This is a genomic window from Dyella telluris (assembly GCF_014297575.1).
GTDB classification, from domain to species: Bacteria; Pseudomonadota; Gammaproteobacteria; order Xanthomonadales; family Rhodanobacteraceae; genus Dyella; species Dyella telluris.
Window position 1 is genome coordinate 1286370 of the sequence record NZ_CP060412.1, and the last position, 15835, is coordinate 1302204.

Annotated in this window: 12 protein-coding genes; 7 read left to right on the plus strand and 5 right to left on the minus strand. The window is 66.1% G+C overall.

All coding sequences use genetic code 11. The features are described from left to right. Positions 1 to 78: 78 nt before the first annotated feature. A complete protein-coding gene (gene lptG / locus H8F01_RS05970; protein ID WP_187058109.1) occupies positions 79 to 1179 on the minus strand; it encodes an LPS export ABC transporter permease LptG in 1101 nt (366 codons plus the stop codon). Continuing rightward, positions 1179 to 2276, minus strand: a complete 1098-nt coding sequence (gene lptF, locus H8F01_RS05975) for an LPS export ABC transporter permease LptF (protein WP_187059177.1) — start codon at positions 2274 to 2276, stop codon at positions 1179 to 1181. Before lptF ends, lptG begins: the two co-directional genes overlap by 1 nt. A gap of 210 nt (positions 2277 to 2486) precedes the next feature. Between lptF and H8F01_RS05980 the strand changes: the two genes are divergently transcribed. Then, a complete protein-coding gene (locus tag H8F01_RS05980; RefSeq protein WP_187058110.1) occupies positions 2487 to 3977 on the plus strand; it encodes a leucyl aminopeptidase in 1491 nt (496 codons plus the stop codon). An 80-nt stretch (positions 3978 to 4057) separates the two neighbouring features. Continuing rightward, on the plus strand, positions 4058 to 4480 hold the full coding sequence (locus H8F01_RS05985) for a DNA polymerase III subunit chi (RefSeq protein ID WP_187058111.1): 423 nt from the start codon (positions 4058 to 4060) through the stop codon (positions 4478 to 4480). Between the two features lie 112 nt (positions 4481 to 4592). Here the strand turns inward: H8F01_RS05985 and H8F01_RS05990 are convergent, their stop codons facing one another. Beyond that, positions 4593 to 8189, minus strand: a complete 3597-nt coding sequence (locus tag H8F01_RS05990) for a hybrid sensor histidine kinase/response regulator (protein ID WP_187058112.1) — start codon at positions 8187 to 8189, stop codon at positions 4593 to 4595. A gap of 168 nt (positions 8190 to 8357) precedes the next feature. Here H8F01_RS05990 and H8F01_RS05995 point away from each other — a divergent pair, with 168 nt between their 5' ends. From H8F01_RS05995 to H8F01_RS06005, 3 genes are read left to right on the plus strand one after another with little or no spacing between them, the layout of a single operon-like run. Further along, positions 8358 to 8975, plus strand: a complete 618-nt coding sequence (locus H8F01_RS05995; RefSeq protein ID WP_187058113.1) for a YceI family protein — start codon at positions 8358 to 8360, stop codon at positions 8973 to 8975. Beyond that, positions 8972 to 9544 carry a cytochrome b gene (locus H8F01_RS06000; protein WP_187058114.1) on the plus strand — a complete coding sequence of 191 codons (573 nt, stop codon included), beginning with the start codon at positions 8972 to 8974 and terminating at the stop codon, positions 9542 to 9544. The genes H8F01_RS05995 and H8F01_RS06000 overlap by 4 nt, the downstream gene beginning before the upstream one ends. After that, positions 9544 to 10107 carry a YceI family protein gene (locus tag H8F01_RS06005; protein WP_187058115.1) on the plus strand — a complete coding sequence of 188 codons (564 nt, stop codon included), beginning with the start codon at positions 9544 to 9546 and terminating at the stop codon, positions 10105 to 10107. The genes H8F01_RS06000 and H8F01_RS06005 overlap by 1 nt, the downstream gene beginning before the upstream one ends. A 95-nt stretch (positions 10108 to 10202) precedes the next feature. On the opposite strand, the gene H8F01_RS06010 is transcribed toward H8F01_RS06005, so the two are convergent. Beyond that, positions 10203 to 10439: a glutaredoxin family protein gene (locus H8F01_RS06010; protein WP_425490080.1), complete on the minus strand. Its 237-nt coding sequence runs from the start codon at positions 10437 to 10439 to the stop codon at positions 10203 to 10205. Positions 10440 to 10671: 232 nt separating this feature from the next. On the opposite strand from H8F01_RS06010, the gene H8F01_RS06015 reads away from it, so the two are divergent. Together H8F01_RS06015 and H8F01_RS06020 are read left to right on the plus strand one after the other, a co-directional pair. Next, positions 10672 to 12828: a TonB-dependent siderophore receptor gene (locus tag H8F01_RS06015; protein WP_187058117.1), complete on the plus strand. Its 2157-nt coding sequence runs from the start codon at positions 10672 to 10674 to the stop codon at positions 12826 to 12828. A 187-nt stretch (positions 12829 to 13015) separates the two neighbouring features. Then, entirely contained in the window at positions 13016 to 14398 is a 1383-nt protein-coding gene (locus H8F01_RS06020) for an L-serine ammonia-lyase (RefSeq protein ID WP_187058118.1), read from the plus strand. Positions 14399 to 14641: 243 nt separating this feature from the next. Here H8F01_RS06020 and H8F01_RS06025 read toward each other — a convergent pair whose 3' ends face one another. Continuing rightward, positions 14642 to 15649 carry a tetratricopeptide repeat protein gene (locus tag H8F01_RS06025; RefSeq protein ID WP_187058119.1) on the minus strand — a complete coding sequence of 336 codons (1008 nt, stop codon included), beginning with the start codon at positions 15647 to 15649 and terminating at the stop codon, positions 14642 to 14644. Positions 15650 to 15835 lie beyond the last annotated feature (186 nt).

Below are 15835 nucleotides of genomic sequence, written 5' to 3' on the forward strand. Positions count from 1 at the left end.
CCGATGAGCCAGGTCGATCCCGCTCCGTCGGACGGTCGCGCACACGTGCGCTCCTACATGGAGTACAACGCGCTGACGCTACCCGTGCTTGCGGAAGTACACCCAGGCGATCACCGCCAGGATCACCGCAGGCAGCAGATTGGCCACCAGCGGCGGCACGCCGTACACGGTGCCGAAGTTCACCATGGCCTTCTGCAGGAAGTACCAGCCGATGGCCAGCAGCATGCCGATGAACATGCGCTTGCCCAGGCCGCCGGAACGCAGCGTGCCGAACGAGAACGGCATGGCCAGAAGCACCAGCACCAGCACGTTCACCGGATACAGCGCGCGGGTCCAGAACGCGGAGGCATAGACGCCCGGGTTCTGCCCGTTCTGTTCCAGATAGCTGATGTTGCGGCGAAGGTCGCGCATGGGCAGGTATTGCGGCTGGATCACCGACTGCTCAAGCACCTGCGGATTGAGCCGCGAATCCCAGGTCTGGCTCGCCGCCGTCGTGGAGTGCGTACCGGCATCGTCCAGCGTGGTGCTGCGCACCTTGCTCATCACCCACTGGCGGCCGTCGTGCTCGGCGGTCTGCGCCCAGTCGAAGCGCTTCACCTGGCCGTCCGGCGTGAGCGTGAACACGCGCACGTCGAGCAGCTGCACGGTGTTGTGCGTGGCGGTGCGCTTGGCTACCCAGCCCTTGGCGTTGATGACGCGATCACCATCACGCGCCCACAAGCCGGAGGCGCCACCCAGGCCCACGTTGTTCGACTTCAGGCGCAGCTGCATGGCCTGCGCCTGCTGGTCGCCCCACGGTGCCGCGGTTTCGCCCAGGATCACCACGGCCACCACCAGGATGGCCACCACGCCCACGGCCGAGGCCGCGATGCGCAGCTTGGACAGGCCGCAGGCACGCAGCGCGGTGAGCTCGTTGGTAGCCGCCAGGCCACCCAGGCCCAGCAGGCCGCCGATTAGCGCCGCGTTGCCGAACATTTCGTACAGGCGACGCGGGAACGTGACCAGCACGTAGACCACGGCGTTGGTCACGGTGTAGCCGTTCTTGCCCACGTTGCCCAGCTGGCGCAGGAACTGGAATACCGCGTCCAGGCCGGTGATCACCAGCCAGACCGTCAGCAGCGAGCCCAGCACCGTGGTGCCGACCAGCCAGTCGACACGGCGAATGCGCAGCGAAGCCATCAGGCACCCGCCTTGCGCGGTTTGCGCGGCGAGTACTGGTTCTGGAACATGCGGACGGCCACGGCGAACACGATGGCGGTGATCACCCACATCGGGAACGAATGGTGCCAGTGGCCCTTGATGATCTGGCCGCGGCAGATCGCCAGCAGCAGGTAATAGAAATAGAACGTGAGGATGGCCAGGAACAGTCGGCCAAAGCGCGGTTCACGCGGACTCTGTCGCGACAGCGGCAGCGCAAGCGTCAGCAGCACCAGCGTCATGAACGGCGCAATGGTGCGCCAGGCGAATTCCGCGCGCGAATCGGGGTTGTCCGTGCGCAGCAGCTGGGCCAGCGTCATGGAGTGCGCGGGATCTTCGTCGTCGCTGTCGGACTGGACGTTGTCCAGCGAGGCGTCGTTGCGCTCGTACTTCATCTTGCGCCAGTTGTCCGCGCCCAGCGGGATGTCGTACTGGTAGCCGTCCCACAGTGCCAGGAAGCGGCCGCTGCCATCGGTTTCCTGATAGAGCTGGCCGTGCTTGCCGGTCACCAGCTTGATATGGGGAACGTTGTCGCGCCCGGTGCGCTCGGTGGCAATGAAGGTATTGCCCAGCGTGCTGCCGTCGCGGCTCAGCTCATCCACGAAAATGATGCCGCCCTTGCCCGGCAGCGGCGTGAAACGGCCCGCGTCGAGGCCCGCCGCGATCACCGAGCGGTTGGCCGCAGCCACCAGCTGGTCCGAGGTGCGGGCCGCCCAGGGGCCCAGCCACAACGCCACCGTACCCACCAGCACCGCCACGGTCACGGCCAGGATGCTCACCGGGCGCAGCAGGCCCGAAGCGCCCATGCCCGAGGAGGCCAGCACGTGCATCTCGCTTTCGCGGTACATGCGGCCCAAGCCGTTGAGCACGCCCAGGAAGGCCGACAGGGGCAGCAGCGTGGACAGGCCGTCCAGCATGTTCAGGCCCAGCACCTGGAACATCACGCTGGCCGGAAAACTGCCATTGGCAACCTGCTGCAGCACGCGCGCGAACGAGGTGCCCGCCATGATGGCCAGCAGCACGATGGCGGTGGCGGCGACGGTTTGCGCCAGCTCACGCAGGAAATAACGATCGAGGATGCTCAGAACCGGTCCTCAGGCATGGAACACCCCGCGCAGGCGCGCGGGCGGGGAAACAGCAGTGAAGTGTACGGGCTGGCGGCCTGTTCTTGGGGACTGTTTCTCGACATGCGATAAGATGAAGGGCTTGGCGCCGCCCCAACCCCGGGCGTGGCAAACCCCAAGTCTAGCCTGTCCGACCCTTTCCGGACCTTTCTGCAGGACATCTCCATGACTCTCCAGTTCAGCCTTGGCTCCGCCGCCCCCGAATCCGTCGACACCCCTTGCGTGGTGGTCGGCGTCTACGAGAACGGCCTGCTCACCAGTGCCGCCGCCCGTGTGGACACCGCCGCGAACGGCGCCATCAAGCGCCAGGTGGAGAGCGGTGACATCAATGGCAAGGCCGGCACCACGGCGGTGCTGTTCGCGCCCGAGGGCGTGGCAGCCAAACGCGTGCTGGTGGTGGGTCTGGGAACGCAGAAGACGTTCGACGGTGCACGCTACCAGAAGGTGAATATCGAGGCCGCGCGCGCCCTGGGCCGCCTGCCCATCGCCAGCGCCGTGTCCTACCTGGCCGAAGTGGACGTGCCCGGCCACGACGCCGCCTGGCGCGTGCGCGTCGCCGCCCTGGCCGCCGATTACGCCGCCTACCGCTACACCGCCACCTTCAAGCCGCGCGAAAAGGCCGCGCAACCGGAGCTTGGCACCCTGACCTTTGCCGGCGGCGACGACGCCAAGGTCGGCCTGGACCAGGCCGCCGCCCTTGCCCAGGGCGTGCGCTTCGCGCGCGAGCTGGCCAACCTGCCGCCGAACATCTGCAACCCTGCCTACATCGCCGCGCAGGCCGAACAGTTCGCCGCGCAGCATGACAAGGTCAGCTGCACCGTGCTTGACCACGAGAAGATGGGCGAGCTCGGCTTCGGCTCACTGCTGGCCGTGGGCCGCGGCTCGGCCAACAAGCCCAAGCTGGTCATCCTTGAATACAAGGGCGGCGCCGAAGGCGACAAGCCGTATGCCTTCGTCGGCAAGGGCATCACCTTCGACACCGGCGGCATCAGCCTGAAGCCGGGCCCGGGCATGGAAGAAATGAAGTTCGACATGGGCGGCGCCGCCGGCGTGCTCGGCAGCTTCGTGGCCACCGTGAAGCTGGGCCTGCCGGTGAACCTGGTGTGCGTGGTGCCGGCCGTGGAAAACATGCCCGACGGCGACAGCTACCGCCCCAGCGACGTGCTCACCAGCCTGTCGGGCCTGACCATCGAGGTGCTCAACACCGACGCCGAAGGCCGCCTGATCCTGTGCGATGCGCTCACCTACACCGCGCAGACCTTCCAGCCGAAGGTGCTGATCGATGCCGCCACGCTGACCGGCGCGTGCGTGATCGCGCTGGGCAAGCACGCCAGCGGCCTGATGAGCAAGCACGACGACCTCGCCGCCGAGCTGATCGCCGCCGGTGAGCACACGCTGGATCGCGCATGGCGCCTGCCGCTGTGGGACGACTACCAGGTGCAGCTGGAATCGGGCTTCGCCGACGTGGCCAACATCGGCGGCAAGAATGCCGGTGCCATCACCGCCGGCTGCTTCCTCGCCCGCTTCACCGAAGGCCAGCGCTGGGCCCACCTGGACATCGCCGGCACGGCATGGGACGAGGGCCGCAAGGGTCTGGCCACCGGCCGCCCGGTGTCGCTGCTGGTGCAGTGGCTGATCGATCAAGCCAGTAAATAAGCTATAGAAGTGAGCAACGAGAGAAGGCAGGGCCCTGCCTTCTCTCACTCCTCTTTCCTCTCCACTCACTTCTCGCCCCTATGCCTCGCGCCGATTTCTACCTGATCGACAAGCCGCGCTTCCGCGAACAGCCGCTGTTGCTGGTGTGCGAGCTGGCCAAACGCGCCAACGCCGCGCAGCAGCCGACCTTGATCCTCGCACGCGATTTCGCCCAGGCCGAAGCCATCGAAGAACTGCTGTGGGAATTCGACGAAGACGGCTTCATCACGCACCAGATCGCCGGTGACGATGACGACCACGTCACCGCCGTGCTGATCGTGCCGCCCGGCATCGAAACGCCCGACCGCCCGATGCTGATCAACCTGCGGGAGGAGTGCGCGCCCGGCAACTACCAGCGCGTACTGGAAGTGGTTGCCGCCGACCCCGCCGAACGCGAGGGTTCGCGCACGCGCTGGACCGAGTACAAGCGCCTCGGGTTCGACGTGACCAAGCACGATATGTAACGCCCCTGGCTCTCTGTAGGAGCGCGCTTGCGCGCGACCGCAGAGCTCCTTATCACCGCAGACGGCGAGCATCGCGCGCAAGCGCGCTCCCACAGAAGACGATCGGTGCGGCTTAGCCGCCCACCGGCTCCCGCGTCGCCACCGGCTGTGCCTGAATCGCATCCTCCAGCTGTTCGCCGGTCAGGGGCTTGCGCAGGAAGCCATCCATGCCCGCCTCTTTCGCGCGCGCCTCTTCGTCACCGCCCGAGCGCGCGGTGATGGCCACGATGGGAATATGGCGGCCGGGCTCTTCGCGCTGGCGGATCAGCCGCGCAATCTGAAAACCGTCGATGCCCGGCAGGTCCAGATCCAGCAGGATCACATCGCAGGTGGACTGCGCCAGCTCCGCCAGTGCCGCCAGGCCATTGCCGACGTAACGCACGTCGTGACCGGCGCGCTCCAGCAGGCCGCGAATGACGGCTGCAACGATGGCGTCGTCCTCCACCAGCAACACGCGCAGCGGCAACGCGTCCATGCGATCGTTCCGCGGCGTCGGAGCGCTGGCTGGTTCCTGCGTGGCCGGCAACGGCAATTGCACGTGGAAAGTGCTGCCGAACGCCACCTTCGATTCCAGCTTGATGCTGCCGCCCATCATGGCGACCAGCTCGCGACAGATGGCCAGGCCCAGTCCGGTGCCGGAGCGACGCTGCGGCCCGGTGACCTGTTCGAAGCGCTGGAACAGGCGCGACTGGCTGGCTTCGGGGATGCCGGGGCCGGTATCGATGATGCTGAAGCGCAGCCCATCGTCGGTGCGGCGCACGCGCAGCGTCACGCCGCCGCGCTCGGTGAACTTCAGCGCATTGTTGGCCAGGTTGAGCAGCACCTGCTTGATGCGCATCGCGTCGCCGATCATGCGCGCCGGCAACTCGCGCGGCAGGTCCAGCTCAAAGCGCAGGCCCTTGGCGCGCGCCTGCCCCAGCTCCATGTGCGCGATGTCCTCGATCAAGGCGCGCGGATCGAACGGCGCGTACTCCAGGTCCAGCTTGCCTGCTTCGATGCGCGCCAGATCCAGGGCGTCGTTGACGAGCTTGAGCAGCATGCCGCCGGAACGCTGCATGGCTTCGGCATAGTCGCGCTGGGTACGGCTGAGTGGCGTGCTCAGCAGCAACTCGGCCATGCCCATCACGCCGGTCATGGGCGTGCGGATTTCGTGACTGAGCGTGGCGAGGAACTGCGTTTTCGCCGCACTGGCCTGCTCGGCCAGGTCGCTGCGCTGTTCGGCCAGCAACACCTGCTGGCGCTCGGCAAGGCGACGACGCCACGCGTGCAGGGCCAGCCATGCCAGCAACACCACCATCACCACATACGCGCACCAGGCCCACCAGCGCGTCCACGGCGGCGCTTCCACATGGATGTGCAACGGCCTGGCCAGCTGCGCCCATACGCCATCGGCACCGGAGGCCATCACGTCCAACGTGTAGTCGCCGTGCGGCAATCCGGTCAGGTCGCGTTCGCCGCGATTGCCCGTGTCGACCCATGCACTGTCGATCCCGGCCAGCCGGAAGCGGTAACGATTGGTCGTGGGATCGACGTACGAGAACACGCGCGAATCCACGGTGAGCCCGGAATCGTTCCAGCCGATGGACAGTTCACCGTCGGCGGGCACCGGCAAGTCGCGCAACGCACCATTGCGACGCACCTGGATGCGGGTGACCGCCATGCGCGGCGGCTCGGTTCGTGTCGATGTCCGGTTCGGGTTGAAGCCCAGTACGCCGCCCAGCGTGGGCGAATAGATCATGCCGTCACGCATGCGGGCAAAGCCGCGCAGGAACTCGCCGTTGCTGACGCCATCCTGCAGGCCCATCTCGCGGAATTGCCCCGTGGCGCTGTCGAAACGCCACAGGCCGTCGCGACCGAAGATCCACACGCGCCGATGCTGGTCCACGGCCAGGTCGACCACGTTGATGGATGGCCAGCCATGCCCGGCATCGATCTTGCGATCCAGCGCCAGCGCATCGCCCACGGCGTGGTAGTGCTCCAGCCCGTCAGGGCGGGCCACCCACATGCCGTCGTCGGTGAAGTCGAACGCGTCCACCGCCTGGCGGTTGTCCACGCCGGGCACGGGTTCGAAATGATCATTCGTGCGATCCAGCCGCAACAGACCGCCGTCGCTCGCGTACCAGAACGTTCCGTTCCTGAGCGTGAGCTGGGAACCCCAGCGCGCTTTCTCTTGCGCAGGCTCGAACTTCACCGGCGTGATGGCCAGCGTGTCCTGGTCGATCCGGAACAGGCCTTCGCCAAAGGTGCGTGCGTAGAGCTTGCCGTCCGGCCCCAGCTCGACTTCCAGCGGGTGCTTCATGCCCTGCTGAGCGCCGTTGACTGCATCCAGCTTGCCGTGGGTGTAGCGATACAGTTCGCCGCGCACGGTAACCCACAGGCGCGCCGGAGCGTCTTCGGTCAGCGCGAGCACATCGCCGCGCAGCCCGGAAATCACGTGATCCACCTTGCCGGTATCTGGCCAGAGCCGGTCGACGCGGCCATCGCGTTCGCCCACCCAGATGGCGCCATTGCTGCCGCGCGCCACGGCATAGGCCACCGAATCGCGCAGGCTGTTGTCGTCGTCGGGAATATGGGTGAAGCGACTGACGCTGTCCCAACCCGGTGCAAGGTACCCCACGCCACCGTCGAACAACGCGATCCACAGGCCACCTTCGCTGTCCTGGCGGATCTGCCACACCCAGGTGCCCGGCAGGTTGCCGTTGAGCACGGGCTGGTTGGTGATGGCCTGGATCCTGGCGTCATGGCCATCCTGCAGGAACAGCCCTCGCTGCGTGCCTATCCACATGCGGCCGGCGCGATCGCGCGCGCTGCTCAGGATATTGGTGTCGGGCAACTCGCCCACGCCGATCGGGTGGGCCACGTCGTCGGCGCCCACGACATACAGGCCATGCGTGGACGACACGCGGATCTCGTCATCCTCGCCTTCGATACGCCACGCATCCAGTGCCTTGTCCGCGGCACCCGTGAGGATGGGATGAAACGTGCCGGCGGCATCGCGACGGAAAACGCCGTTGTCAGCCCCCACCCAGAGCTGGCCGCGCCTGTCCACGAACAGCGCGCCCACAGTGCCGATCGCGCTGGGTATGTCGCCGGTCACCGTGATGTGATCGAAGCCGCCGCCATCGGGATGCATGCGGTCCAGCCCCTGCGCCGTGCCGACCCAGATCGTGCCGTCGCCGGTCTGGGCGATCGACCACGCCTTGTCGCTGGCCATGCTCGCCGGATCGCCGGCGTCATGCCCCCAGTGCCGGAACGTGCCCGTGTCGTGGTCGTAGCGGTTGAGGCCCGCTTCCAGGCCAGCCGCCCAGAGAAATCCGGCGTGGTCGAACATCAACGCCGAGATGCCGTTGTTGAACAACGACCGCGGATCGCCCGCCACATGACGGAACACCTGGAAGCCGACGCCGTCGTAGCGTGCAATGCCGCTCTTGGTGCCGAACCACATGGTGCCGTCAGGTGCCTGCACCACGGTATAGACACTGCTGCTCGGCAAGCCATCGCCCGTGCCGAAGCGGCGGAACTGCGGCGTTGCGAGAGCGTCGTTGCCGGAGGTGGCCACCGATGCGGGGGATGCAGCCGTCGGCGCCTGCACGGCCGCCGGCCCGGGCACGACCACCGACGTGGACGCCCCCATGAACAGGACCGCGCTGAACAGCAAGGACGGCAACATGCATTTCCCCCAGGATTTTTCGATCATGCCAGACCCGCCGGGCGGGAACGAGCCTGGCTTTTGGCCGACACGGCCGGCTCTGGCATGGAGCCGACGTTGCCCGGAGGGAAACAATCCGTTCGGGGGCCGCGGCTGGCAACACCCAGACGGATCGTCCAGACTCCCGCCATGCCAACGCCCCGCCTTCCCCGCCGGCTTCTATTCGCGCTCGCGTGCGCCCTGGCACCGCTTGCCGTGACGGCCGCGCCGGTCACCTACCGCTACGACACCACCCATAGCCAGATACTTTTCAGCATCGACCACAACGGGTTCTCGCGCCCGTTCGGGCGGCTGCATATAGCGCAAGGCTGGTTGCGTTTCGACGCGGATGACTGGAGCCGGTCCGCCACCGAACTGGATATCGACCTGGCCAGCCTGGACATGGGTGCCCCCGCCTGGAATGCCGCGGTGCTCAAACCGGCCTATCTGGATGCCGACAAGGCACGCCTGGCGCATTTCGCCAGCACCTCGGTGGAACGCAAGGACGAGACGCACGGGGTGCTGCACGGCAACCTTACGCTACGCGGCGTGTCACACACGGTGGATATACCGTTCACCTTCAACCGGCTGGGCACCACCATTTACGGCATGCATACCGTGATCGGGTTTTCCGGCACGGCCATGCTGCAGCGAGACGATTACGGCATGACCGCCACACCCAACTCCGTCGGCCACAGCGTCAGCGTGTGGCTGGAGCTGGAGGCCATCCAGGAAGACACTCACCAGAGCAACAAGGAACAGCCATGAGTTTTCGCAATACCGACCGCCAATGGGGATCGGTCGCCAAGTTTTTCCACTGGACCATTGCCCTGCTGATCATCGGCAACGGCATCTTCGGGTTGCTGATGGACCTGGCCCAGAACCCGATGCAGAAGATCAACTGGCTGGCGCTGCACAAGTCGATCGGCCTGACCGTGCTGGCGCTGTTCCTGCTGCGCGTGCTGTGGCGCTTCTTCAACCGCACGCCGAAGGATGAGCCCGCGCCGCGCTGGCAGCACCTGGCTGCGCACGCCGTGCACATCACGCTTTACGCGCTGGTGGTGCTGCTGCCGTTGAGCGGCTGGTGGTTCAACTCCATCGCCGGCAAGCCGCTGCAGTTTTTCAAGCAGTTCAACCTGCCTGCGCTGACCGCCGCCAATCCCGAGTCGCGCCATCTGTGGCACGAAGTGCACGAATACCTGTTCTGGTTCCTGGTGCTGCTGCTGGTGCTGCATATCGGTGGCGCGCTGAAGCATCACCTGATCGACCGCGACAACACCCTGCGGCGCATGCTCCCCTTCGCACGCCTGCGCCAGACCTCCCAAGGAGAACGTTGATGAACCGCTCTGCGCTTAAATTCGCCGTCCCCATGCTTTTCGCCCTGGCGTTGCCCGGCTTTGCCAGCGCGGCCGACTACGCCGTGCAGCCGGCCGGCAGCAAGCTCGGCTTCAGCGGCAGCTTCCAGGGGCAGTCGTTCGACGGCAGTTTCGGCCAGTGGACCGCCGCCATCAGCTACGACCCGGCCAAGGTCGCCAGCTCCAAGTTCGACGTGGAAGTGGACCTGTCCAGCGTGAAGACCCGCGACAAGGACCGCGACGGCGCCCTGCCCGGCTCGGATTTCTTCAACGTGGCCAAGTTTCCCAAGGCGCACTTCGTAACCACCGGTTTCCGCCAGAACGGTGCGCAGGTCATCGCCGACGGCAACCTGACCCTGCGTGGCGTGACCAAGCCGGTAAGCCTCACCGTGGTGTTCAAGCCGGCGGGCACGGGCGCAACGCTGGATGTCACCGGCGCGGTGAAGCGTCTTGATTTCGGCGTGGGCGGTGGTGATTACGCCGACACGTCGGTGATCGCCAACGACGTGAAGGTCAACGCGCACCTGGTGCTTAGCGCCAAATAAGCTTCGCTTTTCCCACTGTAGGAGCGCACTTGTGCGCGACAGCGGCTCCCGAGTGACCGGGGAGCCGACCGTCGCGGTCGCGCACAAGCGCGCTCCTACAAGGGGGTATCGGCCACAAAGGCCCGTACCGCTGCCGCATCGAACGGCCAGTCCAGCTCCCGCCCGCTCCCGCTGTCACGCAGCACCGGCACCCGTGTGCCGTAACGCGCTTCCAGCGCCTCATCGTCGTCCACCCACAGGCTGTCGAAATCGGGCGCACGCGCCTCGGCCATCACGGCCAGCGCCTGGTCGCACAGGTGGCAGTAGTCCCGCTGATAGAGCACGTATCGCATCGGCATAGGGGCCGGAAGATACCGTGCCGATCCAACCGGCGACACCACACCCTGCCGCGCCGCCCCGTGTAGCCCCACCCGTTCCCAGCGCGATCTCGCCCAGCTGGAGACTGGTAAATTCAAATGATAATTACTATCATTTGCGTATTCAGGGCCCAGCGAGGCCCCGCCGGACGCCAGACCGCCCCGGCCTTCTCCCCCCGATACCTACACGACATCCAAGGCCTTCCTGATGCCCTCGCTTGCGCGACCGTTCCCGTACCGCACCCTTGCCCTGGCGCTTTCCCTGGCCCTGTCCGCTCCACTGCTGCATGCCGAGGATGCGCCGGATGCTGCCGACACCACCAAGGTGAAGAACCTTGAAGGCGTGCAGACCACGGCCACGGTGACGGGCGATGGCGATTCGTACACCACCAAGACGCCCGCCGGCGCCACGCGCCTGCCGCTGACGCTGCGCGAGACACCGCAGTCGGTGAGCGTGGTCACCGACCAGCAGATGAAAGACTTCAACCTCACCAACATCAACGCCGTACTGGACAACACCACGGGCGTGAACGTGGAGCGCGTGGAAACCGACCGCACCTACTACAGCGCGCGCGGCTTCGACGTCACCAACTTCCTGATCGACGGCGTCGGCCTGCCGTTCCCCAATGGCGAACAGGAAGGCGATATCGATACGGCCCTGTACCAGCGCATCGAAGTGCTGCGTGGTGCGAACGGCCTGCTGTCCTTCACCGGCAACCCGTCAGCCACCATCAACTTCGTGCGCAAGCGGCCCACGGCCGATTTCCAGGGCGACGTCGGCCTGACCGTAGGCAGTTTTGACAATCGCCGGCTTGATGTCGACCTCTCCGGCCCGCTCAACGATACGCATAGTGTCCGTGGCCGCCTGATCGCGGCCGACCAGGACACCGACAGCTATCTGGACCGCTACAACCTGCGCAAGCAGGTGCTCTCGGGCATCGTGGATGCCGACCTCACCAGCAGCACCTTGCTCACGGCCGGCATCAGCTATCAGAAGAACAAGACCCACGGCGGCATGTGGGGCGCGCTGCCGCTCTACAACACCGATGGCACGCCCACCGATTACAGCCGCGATACCAGCACCTCCGCCGACTGGTCGCGCTGGAACGTCGCCGATACACGCAGCTTCCTGGAACTCACCCAGCAGCTGGGCAATGACTGGAGCCTCAAGGCATCACTCACCTACCGCCGCATCGCCGAGGACAGCAACCTGTTCTACGTCTACGGCACGCCGGATGCGCAGACCGGCCTGGGCCTGTACTCCTATCCTTCGGCGTACACCAGCGCGGAGAAGCAGTACGTTGCCGACGTGTACGCCAGTGGCCCGTTCCAGCTCGGTGGCCGCACGCACCAGCTGGTGCTGGGCGCGAACTGGGCCAAGGACGACGTCCACCAGTTCTCCAGCTATGGCCAGGGCATCGGCACGCCGCTGCCGCCGCTCGACCAGTGGACGGGCAATTACCCGGAACCGCCGTTTGACGCTTCCTACGGTAGCGGCGATTTCCATATCAAGCGAAAGACGCTCTACGCCACCGCGCGCTGGAGCCTGGCCGACCCGGTCACGCTGATCACCGGCGCCAGCCTGGTGCACATCGAGCAGTACGGCGACAACTACGGCGTGCCGAGCAACTACGACAAGACCCAGACCACGCCGTTCGTCGGCCTGGTCTATGACTTCGCCAAGAACTACTCGGCGTACATCAGCTACGCCAAGCTGTTCAATCCGCAGACGCAGACCGACGTGAACAACAAGGTGCTCGATCCGGTGACCGGCGCCAACCTCGAGGTCGGCGTGAAGGGCGAGTGGGTCGACGGCCGCCTGAATGCCACGTTCGCGCTGTTCCGTTCGCGCCAGGACGGCCTTGCCGAATACGCGGGCCACAACATGGCGACCAACCAGGATTACTACAGCGGCATCAACGCCATTTCCAAAGGCTACGAATTCGACGTGAGCGGCCAGATCACCGACAACTGGCAGGTGAGTGGCGGCTACACGCAGCTGGGCCTGGTCGATCCGGAAGGCCGCAACGTACGAACCTACGTGCCGCGCCGCATGTTCCGCCTGGCCACCAGCTACCGCTTCGACGCCCTGCCCGGCTTCAAGGTCGGCGGCACGCTGCGCTGGCAGGACCGCATCTACCGCGACCAACAGGACGTGGCGCTCGACGGCAGCGAGATCTTCACCACGCAGGGTTCCTATGCGGTGCTGGGCCTGATGGCCGGCTACGACTTCGGCCAGCACTGGAGCACCACGCTCAACCTCGACAACGTGACCAACCGCAAGGTCATCACCAGCCTGTACTGGTCGCAGGGTTTCTACTCGGCACCGCGCAGCGTCATGGCAAACGTGCGGTATAGCTTCTAGGAGTGAGTGAAGAGGAGTGAGAAGTGAGCAAAGGGCGGGGCTCAGGCCTTCTCTCACTTCTCACTTCTCTACACTGTTTTCTCGCTCCATACGCAAGCGCATTGGCCGGCCGCGCTGCGCCGCGTCAACGAAGACCAACCGGCACGCGTAGAATGAGCGGTTCTCCCCGCCCACTCCGCGTGCTTCCATGGCTGTCAGCGTTTTCGACCTGTTCAAGATCGGCATTGGTCCGTCCTCCTCGCATACCGTCGGCCCCATGCGTGCCGCGGCCCGTTTCGCCGAACGCTGGCTGGAAGAGAAAGGCGTGCTCGACCGCGTGGTGCGCGTGCGCGCCGAGCTGTACGGCTCGCTGGCCATGACCGGCCGTGGCCATGGCACCGACAAGGCGGTGCTGCTGGGCTTCGAGGGCGAGCATCCGGACACGGTCGATCCCGATCACATTCCCGACGCGCTGCATCGCATCCGCACCACGCACCGCCTGCGCGTGCTGGGCAAGCATGAAATCGAGTTCGACGAGAAGCGCGACCTGGTATTCAACAAGCGCCAGAAGCTGCCGTTCCACACCAACGGCATGCGCTTCTCCGCCTACGACGCCGAAGGCCACGAACTGGCCACGCGCGATTACTACTCGGTGGGCGGCGGCTTCGTGGTGAACCACGACGAGGCGGCCGAAGACCGCATCGTGGCCGACACCACCGAGCAGCCCTACCCGTTTTCCACCGGCGACCAGCTACTGGAGCTGTGCGAGAAGAACCAGCTCACCATCGCGCAGCTGATGATGGAGAACGAAAAGGTATGGCGCCCCGAAGCGGAAACGCGCGCCGGCCTGCTCACCATCTGGAAGGCCATGCAGGATTGCGTGAACCGCGGCCTGCGTTCGCCGGGCGTGTTGCCGGGCGGCCTGAAGGTAACGCGTCGCGCGCCGCAGATGGCCGAAGACCTGCGTTCGCAGCCGGAAGCCTCGCTGAAGGATCCGCTGACCATCCTCGACTGGGTCAACCTTTACGCCCTCGCCGTGAACGAAGAGAACGCCGCGGGCGGTCGCGTGGTGACCGCGCCGACCAATGGCGCGGCCGGCATCGTTCCCGCTGTGCTGCACTACTACCACCGCTTCATTCCGAAGGCCGACGAGAACGGCATCGTCGATTTCCTGCTTACCGCGGGCGCCATCGGCATCCTCTACAAGGAAAACGCATCGATCTCCGGCGCGGAAGTGGGCTGCCAGGGTGAAGTGGGCGTGGCCTGTTCCATGGCCGCCGGCGGCCTTACCGCAGCGCTGGGTGGCAACGTGCTGCAGGTGGAAAACGCTGCCGAAATCGGCATGGAACACAACCTGGGCCTGACCTGCGACCCCATCGGCGGCCTCGTGCAGATCCCCTGCATCGAACGCAACGCCATGGCTTCGGTGAAGGCAATCAACGCCAGCCGCATGTCGCTCAAGAGCGACGGCAAGCACCGCGTGTCGCTGGACAAGGTCATCGCCACCATGCGCGACACCGGGCGCGACATGAAGGACAAGTACAAGGAAACCTCGCGCGGCGGCCTGGCGGTGAACGTCATCGAGTGCTGAGGACAGTGCGGGTTGGGTGATCCCGGACGAAGGCCGGGGTCATCCACAGCGTGATGTGAGCCGCTGCGGCGCCCCAACTGCCGATCATTCGCGGCACTGTAGGAGCGCACCTTGTGCGCGACCCGGGAACTGCAGCTCGACGCAGTTAATGGCATTCGCGAAGGACGTCACCGCTTTGACACTCCGTAGGCTGTCGCGCACAAGGTGCGCTCCTACCTGTGCCGCTACCGGCTGTCATGATGCTCACGACCCCGCCGGCGCTGCCGGCAGCTTCGCCGCGTCGGCATCCACCCGTCCCTTCAGCTCGGTGAGCTGCGAGGGCGTGAGCTTCGCTGCCGCACGGGCCAAGTAATCACCGGCGCTGCCGAGCTCCTTCTGGCTGTCCATGCGTTGCGCCAGTGAAATCTGGTACCAGCCCTCGGCCGGGTTTTCCGCCACGCCGGTGCCCGTCACGTAGGCCACGCCCATCGCGTAGTGGCCCTCCATCCCGTTGCCCGCCATGGACTTGCGCGCCAGCGTGACGCCACGCGCCGCATCCACCGGCACACCCTCCTTGCCGGTGATGAGGAAGTAGCCCAGCAGGCCCGCCGCCTTGGCGTTGCCGCTATCGGCGGCTACCTGTAACCAACGCATGCCCGCAACGGGATCTTTCCGCCCGAATGCACCATTCAAGTAGAGCTGGCCCAATACCAGCTGCGTATTGGCGTCGCCCTTCCGGGCTGCCTCGGTCAACAGCTTTTCGGCCAGCGCGGGATCCTTGGGCAAGCCCCAATGGCCCGACAGGCGTGCCATGCCCATCACTTCCATGCCCTTGGGCGCCCCCTTGTCCGCGGCCTTCTGTGCCCACTGCATGGCCTCCTGCTGCGCATTGCCGTCAATCTCGAGCACCACCGACAGGGTGGCCATGTCGTCGGCGTTCTGACTGATGGTGACGCTCTTGCGCAGCCACTCGAGGCCGGCGGGCACGTCGCGAGGCGTCCCCACGCCCGCCATGGTGGCGAAGCCAAGTTGCCAGGCACCTTTGGCGTTGCCGGCCATGGCCGCCTTGCGATACCACCCGGTGCTGGCCACTTTGTCGGCGGGTACGCCATCCGTCTCCAGCGCACGACCCAGCTCGACCTGCGCCTGCGCGTCCCCCGCCTCGGCGCGCTGCTGCAGCGCCTCGCGCGTTGCATCCCCGGGCGCCGCCATGGTCCACGCCGGGCATGCCGCCACGGCCACCATCACCACCAGCCATGCCGCACGGATCATGGTGCGCCCTACCTCTGTGGGGAGGGCCCGATACTAGCCCGCCGCCACGGCGCCGCCAATTTGCCAGTCGCCCGAGTCGTTGCTCCGTTCGCGCACGTACCGATTCATGCGCCGATTCAATGACCTGGGTGCTGCGCTGCGCCACGGCCCGTGACTCCTGACGGGCTGACAGCCGCAGGACCGGTC

What these genes read in the sequence shown, in the direction of transcription:
- lptG (WP_187058109.1), bottom strand. Translation starts at nt 1,179, where the DNA reads ATGGCTTCGCTGCGCATTCGCCGTGTCGACTGGCTGGTCGGCACCACG.
- H8F01_RS05980 (WP_187058110.1), top strand. Translation starts at nt 2,487, where the DNA reads ATGACTCTCCAGTTCAGCCTTGGCTCCGCCGCCCCCGAATCCGTCGAC.
- H8F01_RS05985 (WP_187058111.1), top strand. Translation starts at nt 4,058, where the DNA reads ATGCCTCGCGCCGATTTCTACCTGATCGACAAGCCGCGCTTCCGCGAA.
- H8F01_RS05990 (WP_187058112.1), bottom strand. Translation starts at nt 8,189, where the DNA reads ATGTTGCCGTCCTTGCTGTTCAGCGCGGTCCTGTTCATGGGGGCGTCC.
- H8F01_RS05995 (WP_187058113.1), top strand. Translation starts at nt 8,358, where the DNA reads ATGCCAACGCCCCGCCTTCCCCGCCGGCTTCTATTCGCGCTCGCGTGC.
- H8F01_RS06000 (WP_187058114.1), top strand. Translation starts at nt 8,972, where the DNA reads ATGAGTTTTCGCAATACCGACCGCCAATGGGGATCGGTCGCCAAGTTT.
- H8F01_RS06005 (WP_187058115.1), top strand. Translation starts at nt 9,544, where the DNA reads ATGAACCGCTCTGCGCTTAAATTCGCCGTCCCCATGCTTTTCGCCCTG.
- H8F01_RS06010 (WP_425490080.1), bottom strand. Translation starts at nt 10,439, where the DNA reads ATGCGATACGTGCTCTATCAGCGGGACTACTGCCACCTGTGCGACCAG.
- H8F01_RS06015 (WP_187058117.1), top strand. Translation starts at nt 10,672, where the DNA reads ATGCCCTCGCTTGCGCGACCGTTCCCGTACCGCACCCTTGCCCTGGCG.
- H8F01_RS06020 (WP_187058118.1), top strand. Translation starts at nt 13,016, where the DNA reads ATGGCTGTCAGCGTTTTCGACCTGTTCAAGATCGGCATTGGTCCGTCC.
- H8F01_RS06025 (WP_187058119.1), bottom strand. Translation starts at nt 15,649, where the DNA reads ATGATCCGTGCGGCATGGCTGGTGGTGATGGTGGCCGTGGCGGCATGC.